This window comes from Actimicrobium antarcticum, from assembly GCF_039536745.1.
Taxonomy (GTDB): domain Bacteria; phylum Pseudomonadota; class Gammaproteobacteria; order Burkholderiales; family Burkholderiaceae_D; genus Actimicrobium; species Actimicrobium antarcticum.
Window position 1 is genome coordinate 72,250 of sequence record NZ_BAAAZE010000002.1, and the last position, 17,016, is coordinate 89,265.

General features: G+C 46.0%; 16 protein-coding genes and 1 pseudogene. 16 read left to right on the forward strand and 1 reads right to left on the reverse strand.

The genetic code is table 11. The features are described from left to right. Positions 1-239 precede the first annotated feature (239 nt). The 9 genes and pseudogenes from ABD720_RS01635 to ABD720_RS01675 form a co-directional block, all read left to right on the forward strand. Positions 240-419: pseudogene (locus ABD720_RS01635) on the forward strand (sugar phosphate nucleotidyltransferase); the annotation flags it as partial. Between the two features lie 342 nt (positions 420-761). Next, positions 762-1,829, forward strand: a complete 1,068-nt coding sequence (gene rfbB / locus ABD720_RS01640; protein ID WP_344761541.1) for a dTDP-glucose 4,6-dehydratase — start codon at positions 762-764, stop codon at positions 1,827-1,829. Further along, positions 1,826-2,716 (forward strand): dTDP-4-dehydrorhamnose reductase, encoded by an 891-nt coding sequence (gene rfbD, locus ABD720_RS01645; protein WP_344761470.1) that lies wholly within the window; start codon positions 1,826-1,828, stop codon positions 2,714-2,716. The genes rfbB and rfbD overlap by 4 nt, the downstream gene beginning before the upstream one ends. 6 nt (positions 2,717-2,722) lie before the next feature. Beyond that, positions 2,723-3,607, forward strand: coding sequence for a glucose-1-phosphate thymidylyltransferase RfbA (gene rfbA / locus ABD720_RS01650; protein WP_344761471.1), 885 nt, complete (start codon positions 2,723-2,725; stop codon positions 3,605-3,607). 2 nt (positions 3,608-3,609) lie between these two features. Then, on the forward strand, positions 3,610-4,152 hold the full coding sequence (gene rfbC, locus ABD720_RS01655) for a dTDP-4-dehydrorhamnose 3,5-epimerase (RefSeq protein ID WP_344761472.1): 543 nt from the start codon (positions 3,610-3,612) through the stop codon (positions 4,150-4,152). A gap of 163 nt (positions 4,153-4,315) precedes the next feature. After that, on the forward strand, positions 4,316-5,269 hold the full coding sequence (locus tag ABD720_RS01660) for a WxcM-like domain-containing protein (protein ID WP_344761473.1): 954 nt from the start codon (positions 4,316-4,318) through the stop codon (positions 5,267-5,269). After that, entirely contained in the window at positions 5,157-5,816 is a 660-nt protein-coding gene (locus tag ABD720_RS01665; RefSeq protein ID WP_344761474.1) for a GNAT family N-acetyltransferase, read from the forward strand. The genes ABD720_RS01660 and ABD720_RS01665 overlap by 113 nt, the downstream gene beginning before the upstream one ends. Beyond that, complete coding sequence (locus ABD720_RS01670) at positions 5,813-6,925, forward strand: DegT/DnrJ/EryC1/StrS family aminotransferase (RefSeq protein WP_344761475.1); 1,113 nt, start codon at positions 5,813-5,815, stop codon at positions 6,923-6,925. Before ABD720_RS01665 ends, ABD720_RS01670 begins: the two co-directional genes overlap by 4 nt. After that, complete coding sequence (locus ABD720_RS01675) at positions 6,922-8,190, forward strand: O-antigen translocase (RefSeq protein WP_344761476.1); 1,269 nt, start codon at positions 6,922-6,924, stop codon at positions 8,188-8,190. Before ABD720_RS01670 ends, ABD720_RS01675 begins: the two co-directional genes overlap by 4 nt. A gap of 115 nt (positions 8,191-8,305) precedes the next feature. Here ABD720_RS01675 and ABD720_RS01680 read toward each other — a convergent pair whose 3' ends face one another. Continuing rightward, a complete protein-coding gene (locus tag ABD720_RS01680; RefSeq protein WP_344761477.1) occupies positions 8,306-8,467 on the reverse strand; it encodes a hypothetical protein in 162 nt (53 codons plus the stop codon). A gap of 321 nt (positions 8,468-8,788) precedes the next feature. Between ABD720_RS01680 and ABD720_RS01685 the strand changes: the two genes are divergently transcribed. The 7 genes from ABD720_RS01685 (at position 8,789) to wecB (ending at position 17,011) form a co-directional block, all read left to right on the forward strand. After that, complete coding sequence (locus ABD720_RS01685) at positions 8,789-9,721, forward strand: glycosyltransferase (RefSeq protein WP_344761478.1); 933 nt, start codon at positions 8,789-8,791, stop codon at positions 9,719-9,721. Positions 9,722-9,836: 115 nt separating this feature from the next. Then, a complete protein-coding gene (locus tag ABD720_RS01690; RefSeq protein ID WP_344761479.1) occupies positions 9,837-11,180 on the forward strand; it encodes a hypothetical protein in 1,344 nt (447 codons plus the stop codon). A 149-nt stretch (positions 11,181-11,329) separates the two neighbouring features. After that, the gene (locus tag ABD720_RS01695; RefSeq protein ID WP_344761480.1) at positions 11,330-12,136 is read left to right on the forward strand and encodes a glycosyltransferase family protein; all 807 of its coding nucleotides are present in this window, start codon (positions 11,330-11,332) and stop codon (positions 12,134-12,136) included. 9 nt (positions 12,137-12,145) lie between these two features. Continuing rightward, positions 12,146-13,369 carry a glycosyltransferase family protein gene (locus ABD720_RS01700; RefSeq protein WP_344761481.1) on the forward strand — a complete coding sequence of 408 codons (1,224 nt, stop codon included), beginning with the start codon at positions 12,146-12,148 and terminating at the stop codon, positions 13,367-13,369. Between the two features lie 263 nt (positions 13,370-13,632). Further along, the gene (locus tag ABD720_RS01705; RefSeq protein ID WP_344761482.1) at positions 13,633-14,676 is read left to right on the forward strand and encodes a polysaccharide biosynthesis protein; all 1,044 of its coding nucleotides are present in this window, start codon (positions 13,633-13,635) and stop codon (positions 14,674-14,676) included. A gap of 4 nt (positions 14,677-14,680) precedes the next feature. Beyond that, complete coding sequence (gene wbjC, locus ABD720_RS01710; protein WP_344761483.1) at positions 14,681-15,808, forward strand: UDP-2-acetamido-2,6-beta-L-arabino-hexul-4-ose reductase; 1,128 nt, start codon at positions 14,681-14,683, stop codon at positions 15,806-15,808. Between the two features lie 66 nt (positions 15,809-15,874). Then, positions 15,875-17,011, forward strand: a complete 1,137-nt coding sequence (gene wecB, locus ABD720_RS01715) for a non-hydrolyzing UDP-N-acetylglucosamine 2-epimerase (protein ID WP_344761484.1) — start codon at positions 15,875-15,877, stop codon at positions 17,009-17,011. The last annotated feature ends 5 nt before the right edge of the window (positions 17,012-17,016 follow it).

Genomic DNA, 17,016 nt, shown 5'->3' on the forward strand with positions numbered 1-17,016 from the left:
CGTTTCCGGGGTCAGAGTAATTTTCGCGATATCCCCCCCGCGAAAAAACTCTGACCCCGGAAACTCGCGTCTGCAGCGTGCGTCCTTCGCATGCCACTGCACTGCGCCGCTCCGACACCAAGTCCGCTCTTACCAACGATCGCAAACCACATCAGCAGCAACCAGGGTCAGAGTTTGTTTTCGCAACGCTTCACCGCGAAAATTACTCTGACCCTGCTTGCGGAATTCGAAGCGTGCTGATCGCGACCGCAGCTGCCGATGCGCCACGACGGCACTCCACAATCCGCCTGCACCCGGCCACACTGGCCATCAGCAAGCAATTGCTGCCGGTGTACGACAAGCTCATGATCTATAACCCGCTCAGCACCTTGATGCTGGCATGCATATGCGACGTGCTCTTGATCAGCATCCACGTTGACTAAGTATGTTATCAACCAACGCTGAACAAATAGCCATCCAACCAAAATTCATTGTGAGTTTTAGTCGCCGGACAAAGCGTTATTCAAATGCACTGCTCATTTTGTGCAGCATGGAATTTTGGTATTCATCAATTAGTATTTCTCCCACTGATTTGTAATAACTAGCTACGGTACCGAAGGGAATACTCCTTCGCTGAGTTAAAATATAGCCATTCCGCGAAAGGGGCATGACTACTTCAGGTTTCATATCCATTCTTCGCAGGGCACCAATCCGATCAAGAATCGACGTTGTTAGTCGACCAGAACAAACGCATCGGATGCTCAGACACTGAAAGGCACGACATGATTCTAGTAACAGGCGGGGCAGGTTTCATCGGCGCGAATTTCGTCAACGACTGGCTGGCCCAATCTGATGAGCCGGTAATCAATCTCGACCTGCTGACCTACGCGGGCAATCCCGAAAACCTCGCAGCGCTCACCAACGATCCGCGCCACATCTTCGTCCATGGCGACATTGGCGACACTGCTCTGCTAACCCGTCTGCTCACCGAACACCAACCCCGCGCCATCCTCAACTTCGCTGCCGAAAGCCACGTCGACCGTTCGATCCACGCGCCAGAAGATTTCGTCCAGACCAACGTCGTCGGCACCTTTCGTTTGCTCGAAGCCGTGCGCACCTACTGGACCGGCCTACCTGCCGAAGCAAAGCAGGCATTCCGCTTCCTGCACGTTTCCACCGATGAAGTGTACGGATCGCTCGCCAAGACAGAGCCCGCCTTCACCGAGACGCATCGCTACGAACCAAACAGCCCGTACTCCGCCAGCAAAGCCGCCAGCGATCACTTGGTGCGTGCCTACCATCATACCTACGGCATGCCCGTCTTGACGACGAACTGTTCCAACAACTACGGCCCGTACCATTTTCCGGAAAAATTGATTCCTTTGATGATCGTCAACGCGCTCGCAGGCAAGGCATTGCCGGTCTACGGTGACGGCCAGCAAATCCGTGACTGGCTTTATGTCAAGGATCACTGCAGCGCCATTCGCCGCGTCCTCGAAGCGGGCCAGGTTGGAGAGGTCTACAACGTCGGTGGCTGGAACGAAAAACCGAACATCGAGATTGTCCACACCGTCTGTGCCTTGCTCGACGGATTGCGCGGCCGCGCCGACAGCAAAAGCTATACCGAACAAATCACTTACGTCACCGACCGCCCCGGTCACGACCGCCGTTACGCCATTGATGCCAGCAAGATCGAACGCGAACTCGGCTGGAAACCCGCTGAAACCTTTGATACCGGCATTCGGAAGACGGTCGCCTGGTACCTCGACAACCAGGATTGGGTGGCCAATGTCCAGTCCGGCAGCTACCGCGCCTGGGTCGAGAAGAACTACGCCGAGCGCGCGGCATGAAGATACTGTTGCTGGGTAAGGGCGGTCAGGTTGGCTGGGAACTGCAGCGAAGTTTGGCACCGCTGGGTGAGCTGGTGGCGGTGGACTTTGACAGTACCGAGTTGTGCGGAGACTTCACCAACCTGGTCGGGCTTGCAGACACCGTACGAGCGGTTGCTCCCGACATCATCGTCAACGCTGCCGCCCACACGGCAGTCGATAAAGCCGAGAGCGAAAGCGAACTGGCGCGCACGATCAATGCCTTGGCTCCCGGCGTCCTCGCAGCGGAAGCCCGTCGTAGCGGTGCCTGGCTGGTGCATTACTCCACCGACTATGTCTTCGATGGTAGTGGCAACCAGCCATGGACCGAAGACGACCAGAGCGGCCCCCTGAGCGTTTACGGCCAGACCAAACTCGAAGGCGAACAAGCCATCCTTGCGTCCGGCTGCAAGCACCTGATTTTTCGCACCAGCTGGGTCTATGCTGCACGCGGTGGTAACTTCGCTAAAACTATGCTGCGCCTCGCAAAAGAGCGCGACAGCCTAAGCGTCATTGATGACCAGATTGGCGCACCGACTGGTGCCGATTTACTGGCGGATGTGACTGCACACGCATTGCGATTGGCGTTGCAACGTCCTGAAGTCAGTGGTTTGTATCATCTGGCTGCAGGTGGTGAAACGAGCTGGCATGGCTATGCCAGTTTCGTGGTCGCCTTTGCACGTCAGGCGGGTATCGAGATCAAGGTTGGGCCGGATGCGATTCTACCGGTGCGAACCAGTGCCTTTCCGACGCCAGCTACCCGCCCTAAAAACTCGCGGCTCAATACCGAAAAACTGCATCAGACGTTCGGGCTGGTTTTGCCGCACTGGCAAAGTGGCGTTGCCCGTATGCTTACCGAAATTCTCTAGGCCTCCATGACACAACGCAAAGGTATTATTCTCGCTGGCGGTTCCGGAACACGCCTATACCCAGTCACGATGGCCGTCTCCAAGCAACTGCTGCCGGTGTATGACAAGCCGATGATCTATTACCCCCTTACGACGCTGATGTTGGCTGGGATCAAAGACATCCTGATCATCTCTACCCCTCAAGATACGCCGAGGTTTCAGGAGTTACTGGGCGACGGAAGCCAATGGGGCATCAACCTCAGCTACGCGGTGCAGCCTAGCCCGGACGGATTGGCGCAAGCCTTCATCATCGGTCGCAACTTTGTTGGCAATTCGCAATCGGCACTAATTTTGGGTGACAATATCTATTATGGTCATGACTTTGAAGCCCAATTGCGCGCTACGACTGCTCGCAAAGAAGGCTCCACCGTATTTGCGTATCACGTTCACGATCCTGAGCGTTATGGCGTAGTCGAATTCGATGCACAGCGATGCGCTGTCAGCATCGAAGAAAAACCAGCAGCGCCGAAGTCAAACTACGCCGTCACAGGACTATATTTTTACGACAACCAGGTCTGTGACATTGCCGCCAATATCAAGCCCTCAAACCGCGGCGAACTTGAGATTACCGACGTCAATCGTGTCTACCTGCAGCAAGGTCAGCTCAATGTCGAACTGATGGGGCGCGGTATGGCTTGGCTAGACACTGGCACGCACGAATCGTTACTGGAAGCAGGGCAATTTATTGCCACCATCGAAAACCGCCAAGGCTTAAAAGTAGCGTGCCCGGAAGAGATCGCCTACCGCAAAGGCTACATCGATGCTGTTCAGCTTGATCGACTAGCACAGCCGCCCAAAAAGAATGGATACGGGCGATATTTGCTCCAGATTCTCTCAAACAAAGTGTTTTGAATATGAACGTTACCGCCACAACCATCCCCGACGTTCTGATCATAGAACCCAAAGTATTCGGAGATGCACGAGGTTTCTTTTATGAGAGCTTCAACCAAAAAGCGTTCAACGAGGCAGCCGACCTCGATGTGAACTTCGTTCAAGACAACCACAGCCGCAGTGCCAAGGGCGTACTGCGCGGTCTGCACTACCAGGTTCAGCAGCCACAAGGCAAGCTCGTTCGTGTAGTGCGTGGTGCGGTGTTTGATGTGGCGGTGGACATTCGGAAGGGATCATCCACGTTCGGCAAGTGGGTCGGCGTCGAGTTGACAGAAGACAACCACAAGCAGTTATGGCTGCCACCGGGATTTGCGCATGGGTTTTTGGTTTTGAGCGACTCTGCCGACTTTTTGTACAAAACCACCGAGTACTACGCGCCGGAATTCGAGCGTTGTATCGCGTGGAATGATCCGGAAATCGGGATCGATTGGCCTTTCACGCTGACTCCAAGCTTATCAATCAAAGATCAACTAGGGAAGCTACTTCGCGATGCCTTAACATTTTGAAAGCGCTGTGTACTCTCTGTCGTATAGCCCAAGTCACATCATGTTGTATGGTGAAAAAGTAATGATTGAGACAGCTTCGCGTCAATACACAACTGCGCGATCAACTTCAAAAAATATAGTAGATGGCGTTCCAGTTTCATTAATCTAATTGCATGGACACACCATGAGTCAACCATTTATTCATCCAATGTCAGACGTGCAGTCAACCGCCATTGGCGCGGGCACACGCCTTTGGCAGTTTGTTGTCGTGCTGCAAGGTGCCCAGATCGGGCAAGACTGCAACATCTGTTCACACTGCCTGATCGAGGACGACGTCGTGGTGGGCGACCGTGTCACCGTCAAGAGCGGCGTGCAGCTTTGGGATGGTATGCGTGTGGGCAATGACGTGTTCATCGGACCTAACGCTTCATTCACTAACGGCAGTTTTTCACGAAGCCAGCAAAAACCGGAAAAATGTCTCGTTACAACAATTCATGATGGCGCATCGATCGGTGCAGGCGCGGTAATCTTACCTGGTGTAGAAATTGGCAGCAAAGCCATGGTCGTAGCTGGTGCGGTAGTTACACGATCAGTTCCACCTAACGCGGTTGTGGAAGGCAGTCCTGCCAAAATCGTAGGTTATGTGGATGCCGCACGTAACGAGGTTTCGGAAATGGTGTCGACGAAACCTGTAGTTGGGGCCACATCTACTCGTGTCCAAGGTGTCACCTTGCACCACATGCCTCGAATACCTGATATTCGAGGTAGTCTCACTGTCGGTGAATTCGACCGCAGCGTTCCATTTGCCGTCAAACGCTACTTTATGGTCTTTGAAGTGCCCAGCATGGAAACAAGAGGTGAGCACGCCCACCGCAAATGCCATCAGTTCCTGATATGTGTGCGTGGCAGTTGTGTGGTGGTTGCTGATGACGGCTTCAACCGCCAAGAGTTCCTGCTAGATAAGCCCGACGTTGGTCTGCATTTAGCGCCGATGGTGTGGGGCATTCAGTACAAATACTCGGCTGATGCAGTGCTACTGGTCTTCGCATCGCATTATTACGAAAGTACGGATTACATTCGCGACTATTCAGAATTCCAGTCAAAGGTTACACAAAGTGAACTCCATTCAAATTCGTAAGGTGGGACGTATTCATGGTAGGTCGTTAATTCTGCGAAATGCATGTGTGACAGATGCAAAATTCATATTGAAACTTCGAATGGACGAAAATAAATCTCGTCATATATCAAAAATATCTGGTGAGTTAATTTCACAACAAAACTGGCTCGAGGAATATGAAAAAAGCAATAGTGAAGCGTATTTTATTATTGAAAATCTCTATGGTATTCCACTTGGAACCGTGAGGCTATATGATGCGAGAGGCGATAGCTTCTGCTGGGGCAGTTGGATTTTAAAAGATGGGGTGCCAGTTAATGCCGCGATTGAATCTGCATTAATGGTGTATTCATATGCTCTTCATTCACTAGGTTTCGTTAATGCTCATTTTCAAGTTCATAAATCAAATGCACATGTTTGCAGATTTCACGAGAGGTTCGGTGCAATCCGCGTATCTGAAGATAAAATTCAATATGAATATACGATTTCTAACTTAGCAATTAATTTATCTATGGAAAAGTATCTTCGTTATTTGCCAAATGGTATCGTTATAGAGGATATGACAAAGTGATTAACTTCCTTGACTTAAAAGCCCCGTATTTAGAACTCAAGGATGAACTGGACGAAGCAATCGCCCGGGTAGTCAGTTCCGGGTGGTTCATTGGCGGAAGTGAACTTGATCAGTTTGAAGCAGAGTACGCTACTTATTGCAACGCAAACCATGCGATAGGCGTAGCCAACGGCCTGGATGCCCTACACTTGGCACTTCGTGCTATGGGCGTAGGGCCGGGGGATGAAGTCATTGTGCCTAGCAACACCTATATAGCTACTTGGCTCGCCGTAAGTCAATGTGGGGCCACACCTGTACCGGTGGAGCCCGATGTACTGACTTTCAATATCGACCCAGAATTGATCGAGGCCGCTATCACTAAGCGTACCAAAGTCATCTTGCCTGTGCACTTGTACGGCCAACCCGCCGACATGGATCGGATTCTAGCTATAGCGCGCAAGCACGGACTGCGCGTGCTTGAAGACGGCGCACAAGCTCACGGTGCACGCTACAAGGGCGAGCGCTTGGGAGCGCATGGCGATGCGGTCGCTTGGAGCTTTTACCCAGGAAAAAATCTGGGTGCCATGGGTGACGGTGGCGCTGTGACGACGAATGACCCACAAATTGCGGATCGAATCCGAGTATTGCGTAACTACGGCTCGCGTGTGAAGTATGTCAACGAAACACAGGGCTACAACAGCCGACTTGACCCACTTCAAGCGGCGATTTTGCGCGTGAAACTGGCCCACCTTGATATATGGAATGCCCGTCGCAGTGATATTGCACTGTGTTACCAGCAAGGCCTCGCTAACAGCGGACTAAAGTTGCCTCAAGTGCCGGACTGGGCAGAACCTGTCTGGCATCTGTACGTATTGCGACATCCCGAACGGGATGCCTTACAGCAAGCATTGACCGATGCAGGCGTGGGCACGCTGATTCATTACCCCATTCCACCGCATTTGCAACAGGCGTATGCGCACTCTAACTGGGCTCAGGCGGCCTTCCCACTAGCTAGGAGCATGGCCGATCAAGTACTTAGCCTGCCAATGGGGCCAGCTCTTACAAAAGAAGATGTATGCGCAGTCGTGCAAGCCGTGCAACTTGCGACCAAGGCAGTTTGTCGGCAATGAGCTTGGTTAAAACCAGCCTACTCAACGGCATCGCAGTTGCCATTAAATTGGCTAGCGCATTGGTACTGAACAAAGTACTTGCCATTTATGTGGGCCCCGCGGGCTATGCCATCATTGGTCAATTTCAAAACGTGGTGGCCATTTTAGTCAGCCTGGCTGGAGGATTGGTGGCAGCCGGTGTAACAAAAAGCACCGCACAGCATTTTGACGATGAGGCTAAACAGTATCAAGTTTGGCAAACTGCAATTCGCTTCTCCTTGGCCGCATCGCTTCTTGCGGGAGTTGCTTTGCTTCTAGTGGGGGAGCCCTTGTCTGAATGGCTGCTGCACCGCTCAGATATGTCTAACATATTTATTTGGCTAGCATTGGCACTACCAGCCATGGCGGCCAATAATTTGCTTCTTGCTATCGTGAATGGCAAAAAGGAGGTGGGCGTTTATATTGCAGCAAACATATCAGGCAGCATAGTCAGCTTGTTGCTGATTGGATTGCTGGCTTATTACTTCGGACTTTTTGGCGCATTGCTTGCCTTCACCATCAGTCCAGCTGTCGTGTTGCTATCTACCGCAGCATTGGTGGCGAGGCGCTATTGGTTCAACTTACATTCCTTATGGGGCAAGATGGATGCGTCATCGATGCGCGAGCTGTCCGGTTTTGCGATCATGGGCATAACTTCGGCTTTGGCTGTTCCCGTCAGTTATATGTTGATTCGTGACCATATTGCTTCGAGGCTTGGCTTGCCTGCCGCAGGATTTTGGCAAGCATCGTGGAAGATTAGTGAGATATATTTGATGCTAGTCACAACGACATTGGGTATTTACTATCTCCCAAGAGTTGCCGAAATTAGAACAGCGCCAGAGCTAAAGGCAGAGATTATCAAGGTGTATCGCTTTGTAATGCCCATTGTCGTCGTTGGTGCTCTTTCGATTTATCTACTTAGGGATTTTATTATCCAGATTTTATTCACTCAGGATTTTCAACCTATGAGAGAGCTTTTTGCTTGGCAATTGACGGGAGATGTCATCAAGATTGGCTCATGGGTGTTGGCGTATATCATGATTGGTCGAGCGATGGTTCGGGTTTTTGTGATTACAGAAATTTTATTTTCTCTTTCGTTTTTTTTATTTAGTTGGTGGCTGGTTGACTTGTTCGGTCTCCGTGGTGTTGCTATGTCGTATGCATTGAACTACAGTTTATATTGGATAGTTATGGCTTATTTTGTGAAATTTGAAATGAAAAAAATGGAAAACTACTCCACCTTGTAACTCAGTTATAATTTTCACTACAATAAATTGAAACTAGTTTGATGTGAGCTTTAGCTAAAAAAAAATTCGAAGAAAAATATTGTCAAGCTAGAAAAAAGTAGCTCTTAAGCTCATTTTAGCCTGTGAAGTTGCTATCAAGATTTGAAAAAATAATTTTGAAAACTTTAAAAGGTCCGTTTACTTTTTCAGTGCTATCTGATTTAATTTTGCGGTTTTCTTCATGCCATTTAGCAACTAAAATCACCGCCAGTGCATGCTCATCTATAAACAACAGCATTAAGATAATTGCCGGAAAGTTAAATGTTTTTAGAAGTGAGCAAACAGGTGCAAAATTTACATTGTAATACTCCGAATCACTAAGTCTTATCTAGAAAATCGTATGTATATGTGTGGTAATTATTTAATGGATAAAGTTAAGACTAGGAAGAATGCATCAATTAGCGCTTGGCTTAGTGTGTTTAAATATCTGATAATTAGAAATTGCGATGTAATTGTAAATGAGTACGTTGTGATGAAAATATTGTTTAAAGTATTGAGCTAGGGAGAGTGTCTTTAAGACATATAAGAAAAATATTAAATTGATTGAGTTTGTAAAAACATGAAGAAAGTAAGCGTAAAGGTCAGTATTCTGATTCCGAGCTATAACCATGCCCTTTTTCTTGAAGAGGCAATTCGGAGCGTTTGGGCGCAAGACTACCCCGACATGGAGCTTGTCGTGGTGGATGATGGTTCGGTTGATGATTCACGAGATATCCTTGCACGGTTGATGAAGCTATCGCCAATCCCCATGAAAGTGATAGAGCAAAGCAATGCAGGTATTTGCCGTTCTCTAAACGTTGCGCTAAAAGAGTCCTCAGGTGAAATAATTGGGGTGCTCGCATCAGACGATATAATGGCGCTACACCGACTGAAAGATGAAGTAAGTTACTTCGATACCAATCTGCAGTTGAAAGTTATGTTTTCTAATGGGCAATTTCAGCTTAACGAGAAGCGGTTCGGAAATTTACATAAACCTATTCAACCATTTCTTGAGCGCGGCGTAACTGCGATGCGAGATCATCTCCTCAGTACTGCCCCAGGATTTTATTCCCAAGCCAGATTGATAAGGCGGAATTTTCTGATTGATCTCGGAGGATTCGATGAGCAAACAGGATCTGACGACTGGTCGCTACATATCCGGATTTTTCAATCACTCAAGTTGAAAAAAGAATTCATGTTTTTTGATCGAGTTTCATTTTATTACCGTGTTCATAGCAGCCAAGTACACAAGATGAGCACCTTTATGACCACGATGAAACGCAAAGTTATTAGAAGATTTTTTTCCTTAGAAAATAGATCCAAAGCTGTTTGTGAAGAATATATTAAACGTGCAATTTTATTGATTTGTAAAAAGCAATTTTCGCTCGGATGGCGTTATTTAAGATTGGTAATTAAAATTTCATTTGCTAATAACGTGCCTTGGCTTTGTCTATGCGATTTCGGTCTTCGAATGCCTGGATATTTATTGCGAATTTTGAAGCATAACCGATAATATTATAGAGGGTATGAGTCAAAAATATTTTGACGTTTAACCATAAAAATTCTTAAAGAATTTTTTATGTCAATTTGAAATTATTATTTATCATCTATTCTTAAAATAAAATAAAATGAATAAAAGTTCTCGTATATCAAATTTTAAGTACGGAATACTTATTTTTATTTTTTTATTTGCTTATGGGATAAAAATATATGGTATTCCGTTATCAGTTGGAATGACTTTAATTGCTTTGGGATACTTTTTTATATCCGGTGTGAGCATGAAATTCTTTATGGCTTGGCGGTGGGTTATTTATCTTATATTTATAATCGTCCTGTACAGCGCTTCTGTCGAAATTATATTTGGGTCTGGAATATCATCTGCAACGTTTAGCTTCTATGCATTACGCATTTTTTTGGATGGTTTATTGCCCGCTTTTTTCCTCGCAAAATACGCTGAAAAGCTAAACATTACCTATTCTGACTTTTTGCGGGTAGTACTGGTAATTTGTATTTTTCAGTTCGCATCAGCTTTGGTAATGCTTTTAGTGCCAGAGTTGAAATATCAGTATTTTATTAATTTCATGAATTTTAAAGATGAAGATATTATTATGTCTTCAGAAATACTTCCATTCAGAGGTTTCGGTATTGGAAATACTTATTTGGCATGGTTTCCATTTTTGCTAAGTCTGATTTTGGTAGTTGTATGGTTCAGTAATTTCTTGCGTTCAAAAATATTATTTTTAGTTTTTACTATAATGATAATTTCTTTAGTAGCGTTAAACGCTAGAATTGCATTTTTACCTATTGGAATTGCATTAGCATTCTACTTCGTATTTGCCCCATTTGTGACAAAAATCAGAGGAATCTTTATTTTTTGTTCAATCATTTTTATATTATTTATTCTTGTAAATTTTTTTGGTATCAATGGCGATTTTGGACCAATAATCGACCATTTAATAATATGGATCTGGAATGAAGGCTTTTCGAGTTTTTATAGTGATAGTGGAAGTCCAACTTTCAACGATTTATCAAATTTTTCAATCTTACAAAGCTTTAATTTTCAAGACTGGGTATTTGGTCGCGGAGCTCTAATAACACCGGAAATTAGCTCGATTTTATACACCGATGTAGGATATCTTCAGATCCTATATGCAGGAGGGCTAATTCTTTCGTTTCTACTGTACTTATTTTTTGGTCTTATTTTTATTTGTCTGATAAAAAATATTAATATACTTTATGAAAAAAAAGTAATTCCAAAATTGGGAGTTTATATCTCTTATATTTTTATAATTTCCTTTTTTCTGGGACATTTAAAGTTAAGAATATTTGAAATGAATGAAGCGACAAAATTTTTATTTTTATTAACGACATTTGTTAGTGTTAAGAATGTTGGTTTTTTGCAAGAGCGCTTTAACCCTGCCGCCGCGAAAGGACCTGTCGAGTTAAGCGACTTACGTAAGGTCACATCCTAATCCGTTGTTTAGCTGCCTATCAGCTAAGATTAAATGCACCATGGAGTTGTTATTTTGTAAGTGAGTTTAAGATGATGATTTAATTTAAAATTAATGTTTTTGACTTGCATAATAAAATATGCGTTAATCAATATTTAAAGAAGCTATCTATGCATACACAGCATAAAATTGCAATCGGATTTATTATTTATAAACCTGAAAATAGTTTTATTGAAAGATTAAATAAGGCTACCCTTGATGGTTTTAAAATATATATTTTTGACAACTCTCCTGAAGAATCAAATGTGAGAGATTTTTGTTTGAGTAGGGGAGAGATAGTATATTTAACGATAGGTAAGAATATCGGTTTGGGCCTCGGTATGTCTTCAATTTGTGCGCAGGCGTATTACGAAGGTAATTCAGCGTTGTTATTTTTTGATCAGGATACGATTTTCGAGTCTGCAACGTTGAGTTTTATCGAGAGCTATTACATAAATCATAATATATTAGAGGCTACATATAGTGCGGTTGTTTTTGACGCTAGCAATAGACAAAATTCAACTAGTGGCGATGTTCTTCAAGATGTTAAGGTGGCGATCAATAGCGGTAGTTTATTTTTCTTGAAGAATTTGAAAAATATTGGTTGGCATAACGAGTCGTATTTCGTTGATGGTGTCGATTATGAGTTTTGTTTAAATTCAAAGAGAAACGGATTTAAAGTCGGTAAATTTGCGAGAACACCAGGCTTTGATCATTCGACTGAGCAAGCAGATAAAAAATACAGAATTTTCCAGAAAACTCTTATCTTAAGAGCGTATCCACTTTTCCGTGTACGAGACAATCTTAAATCCAGTTGCAAATTGTTATTTTCAGCCTTACTTTCGTTCGAATTTGAATTTGCAGCTTTAATTTTAAAATTTGCCTCCGTATTTTTGGTTGTTCAAGTGTTATCCAGATTTTTAAGGCCGGTCAAATAAAAGCAAATGATGAATACTTTTGAAAAAAATGATTTCACCGTATTTACGGTTTGTAATTTAGCTTATTTGCCAAAAGCTTTGGTTCTTGCAAAATCGTTATTGCAATTTGAAGGGAGACTATTAAAAATATATATTTTTGATAAAAAGATTAACGTTAAATTACCAGAAATGCTTGCTGAATTTATTTGGATTGAAGATATTGGCGTGCCGAATCTCTATCAAATGGCATTTAAATATGATATTACAGAGTTTAGTACGAGCCTAAAGCCTTTCATTGCACTTGGGTTAATGGAGCACTACGAGAAAGTTATATTTCTTGATCCTGATACATGTCTTTTCGATTCGCTAGCGCCGGTGTTGATGGATCTAAAAAATAATCCAATCGTATTAACTCCACATTACACAAAGCCGCATTCTGATATTTTGGTGGATAGCGATATTGGAATGATGCGTTTTGGATCGTTTAATCTTGGTTTTTTTGCTATAACCAAGTCCGCTCAAGGACTAGATTTTTTGCGTTGGTGGAGTGATCGTTGTATTCGCTTCGGTTATTTTGAGACTCAGTTTGGGTTATCTACCGATCAAAAATGGGTAAGCATTGCCCCTTGTTTTTTTCCGGACTTGTATGTGTCTTTTAATTTGGGCTACAACGTAGCGTTTTGGAACGTGCAGGAAAGAACTTTAACGAAAACAGCTAATGGAAAATATCTGGTGAATGGAGAATTTCCTTTAATATTTTTTCATTTCAGCTCTTTTGATGAAAATAATCCGGAGCGTCTGACCAGACGTCCGCTTGCCGAAGAACATAGAAATAGGCAAGATTTGCACGAATTGAGCTTTGCTTATAGTACTGATCTTCAATCCCACTCGTCGGCCGCTCCTCAAATAAAGTATGGTTTCGACTATATGTCGAATGGCGACTATATATCTCCTACTCTTCGGCGCGCATATGCATGTGTTGCTGCTGAGTTTTCAAATGATACCGATCCTTTTGATGCGGAGGGGCCGATAGGCAAATTTGCACGGAGAAATTACCTAGCTGGAAAAATGTTGACTTCCTATCAGTCAAATAGTTTCGATGATATTAGCAGCCATAAAATAAAATTTAAGTTAGTTAATATGTTAATGCGAATTATTCTTCGGATTGTTGGTCCGAATAGGTTTACAAACTTTTCTAGGCTTCTAGTTTTTTTGTCAAGTTATAGGCAAAACAGAGGTATGTGGAAAATTTAAAATCATAATTTTCCTTTTTAAAAGCTTTGTATTAAATATTTTAAAAATAGCTTCTAAAATGGTTTTAAAATTTCGTTGCTGATATCGGAATAAACTCATTCTTAGTCTATGCGCACTTGATTGCTTTTTTTATGATAAATCAATATTTTTCATTTAGTGGAATTGTGTTAGCCGAATTTTTTGCTGTTGTTACTGTTGTTGCCTGAGATTTGATTTAAATAAGGCGCCCTGTTGATAGAATATTTTTTTAATTAGGCTAATAAATGTTTGACTCTAAAGTACTGTTAATTACTGGTGGTACGGGTTCTTTTGGCAATGCCATACTTCGTAGATTTATTAATTCTAGTTTTTCTGAAATTCGGATATTTAGCCGCGATGAAAAGAAGCAGGATGACATGCGTAAGCGCTATGCCAACTCTAAGCTTAAGTTCTACATTGGTGATGTACGCGACATGCGCAGTGTAGCGGTGGCCATGCGAGGCGTCGACTATGTGTTTCATGCCGCAGCACTCAAACAAGTACCATCGTGCGAATTCCACCCAATGCAGGCGGTGAGGACCAACGTGTTAGGCACTGAGAATATTCTGGAGGCAGCGATTGCCGCTGGGGTGCAGCGTGTGGTTTGCTTAAGCACTGACAAGGCGGTATACCCCATTAACGCAATGGGCATCAGTAAGGCGATGATGGAAAAGGTAATGGTGGCTGCAAGTCGCAACTTGGAAGACACCAGCACCATTATCTGCGGTACTCGCTATGGCAATGTGATGGCGTCGCGCGGGTCGGTCATACCATTGTTCGTAGAACAGGTGCTAGCAGGTAAGCCCATTACCGTGACTGACCCAGCGATGACGCGATTCATGATGACGCTGACCGATGCAGTGGACCTAGTGCTCTATGCGTTTGAGCATGGCAACAACGGTGATATTTTTGTGCAAAAGGCACCCGCAGCTACCGTACATGTGCTCACGGAGGCCATTTTGGCACTTATGGGAAAGCCTGATCATGAGGTGCTCTGCATTGGTACCCGTCATGGCGAAAAGCTATATGAAGCTTTGCTGAGCCGTGAAGAAATGGCCTGTGCGGAAGACTTGGGCGACTACTTCCGAGTACCGCCTGATGGCCGCGACCTCAACTATGCCAAGTTTGTAGAGATGGGTGAGGAGCGCCTCACGCAAAGCTCTCATGCCGAGGAGTACCATTCGCACAACACAACGAGGCTGGATGTAGCGGGCATGAAGGCCCTGTTGCTTAAGCTGGACTTCATGCAACGGATCGCGCGTGGCGAGCACGCCGTGGCAGAGGACTGACGCCGTGAAGGTATTAATCACAGGTTCCAACGGGTTTGTAGGAAAAAACCTGCAGTTGCACCTCGCGGAGCGCAAAGATATCGAAGTGGTTTGCTTCACCCGCAGCAACAATGTTGTCGACCTGCCGGATTTGCTTCAGGGGGTGGATTTTGTGTTTCACCTAGCCGGGGTAAACCGCCCGCAAGACCCTCATGATTTCACCAAGGGTAATGCGGACTTAACGCTGGCGCTGTGTCGAGTGGTGAGTGATGTGGTCAAGACTACGGGTAGGCATGTGCCCATCATTTGCACATCTTCCGCTCAGGCGGGACGCGATAACCTTTATGGCAAGAGCAAGCTTGCGGCAGAGGAATCCTTGCGGGCTGTCGAGCGCAGCCACGCGGTGCCGGTACATATTTTTAGGTTACCCAATGTATTCGGCAAATGGTGTAAGCCCAACTACAATTCTGCCGTTGCAACGTTTTGCAACAATATCGCGCGGGATTTGCCGGTTCAGGTGAATGATCCCAATGCGCCCATCACACTGGTATATGTGGACGATGTGATTGCACGTTTTGTACAACTGATGGATGGAGCCGATACCGCCATAGGCCCTGACGGTTTTGCGACAGTGGCACCGCAATACACTAGCACCGTGGGTGAGGTTGCGCGCCAGATTCAGGCTTTCAAGGATAGCCGCACCACCCTGATGACTGAGCGTGTGGGCAGCGGACTGGTGCGGGCGCTTTATGCCACTTACGTAAGTTATCTACCGGTGGAGTCATTTACATATACTGTGCCGCAGTACGGCGACCCACGTGGCGTATTTTCGGAAATGCTGAAGACGCCCGATTGCGGCCAGTTCTCTTTCTTCACAGCGCACTCTGGCATAACGCGTGGCGGGCACTACCACCACAGCAAGACCGAGAAATTCTTGGTGATAAAGGGGCAGGCCCGTTTCAAGTTCCGCCACATGCAAACCGGTCAGATGCATGAGTTGGTCACTTCAGGCGATAAGAGCGAGATTGTCGAAACAGTGCCCGGTTGGACGCACGACATTACCAATATTGGGCAGGACGAGATAGTTGTGATGCTTTGGGCTAACGAGGTGTTTGACCGCGCCCGGCCGGATACGTTTGCTTGTGCGGTTTGAATGTCGAATAGACCCATCACATGCCTACATCTTGCATTAGCAGCTCATAAAAATGAGAGTAATTCCATGAAGAAATTAAAAGTATTGACCGTGGTGGGTACCCGACCCGAAATCATTCGCCTCTCGCGCGTGTTAGCCAAGTTGGACGAGCATTGCGAGCATGTGCTGGTTCATACTGGCCAAAACTACGACTACGAACTCAATCAAGTGTTTTTTGATGACTTGGGTGTGCGCAAACCCGACCGCTTTTTGAATAGTGCGGCGAACGTTACCAGCGCCGCGCATACGATAGGCAACCTTATCATCGGCGTGGACCAGCTGTTGGCCGAAGTGCAGCCTGAGGCCATGCTAGTGCTAGGCGATACCAACAGTTGCTTGTCGGTAATTCCGGCCAAGCGGCGAAAAATTCCTATCTTCCATATGGAGGCAGGCAATCGCTGCTTTGATCAGCGCGTGCCGGAAGAAACCAACCGCCGCATAGTGGACCACACAGCCGATGTTAATCTGACCTACAGCAGTATTGCGCGCGACTACCTGTTGCGTGAGGGCCTTCCGCCTGATTTGGTCATCAAGACGGGCAGTCCAATGTTTGAGGTGCTAACGCATTATCGTCCGAATATTGAGGCGTCCGACGTGTTAGCGCGCGTGGGGTTGGACGCGGAGCGCTACTTTTTGGTCAGCGCCCACCGGGAAGAAAACATCGAATCCCCTCACTCATTCAACAAGCTTGTGGCGGTACTCAACGCCTTGGCGGAAGACCACAGCCTGCCGGTAATCGTATCTACTCACCCACGCACCCAAAAACGCATTGACGCTACAGGTGTACTTTTTCACCCTGGGGTACGCCTGCTCAAGCCGCTTGGTTTTCATGACTATGTAAAGCTGCAGATGTCGGCTCAAGCGGTGCTTTCAGACAGTGGTACCATTAACGAAGAGTCATCTATACTAAACTTTCCCGCGCTCAACCTGCGTGAGGCACACGAGCGGCCAGAAGGCATGGAAGAGGCTGCAGTCATGATGGTTGGGCTGGAAGTGGACCGCGTGCGTCAGGGTCTTGCCATTCTAGCCAATCAGGCGCGTGGTGAAACCCGTGGCCTGCGCCAGGTTGATGACTACAGTATGCCCAATGTTTCCGACAAGGTACTGCGCATCATCCACAGCTACACCGACTACGTTAACCGTGTGGTATGGAAAAAGTATTAGAAGCG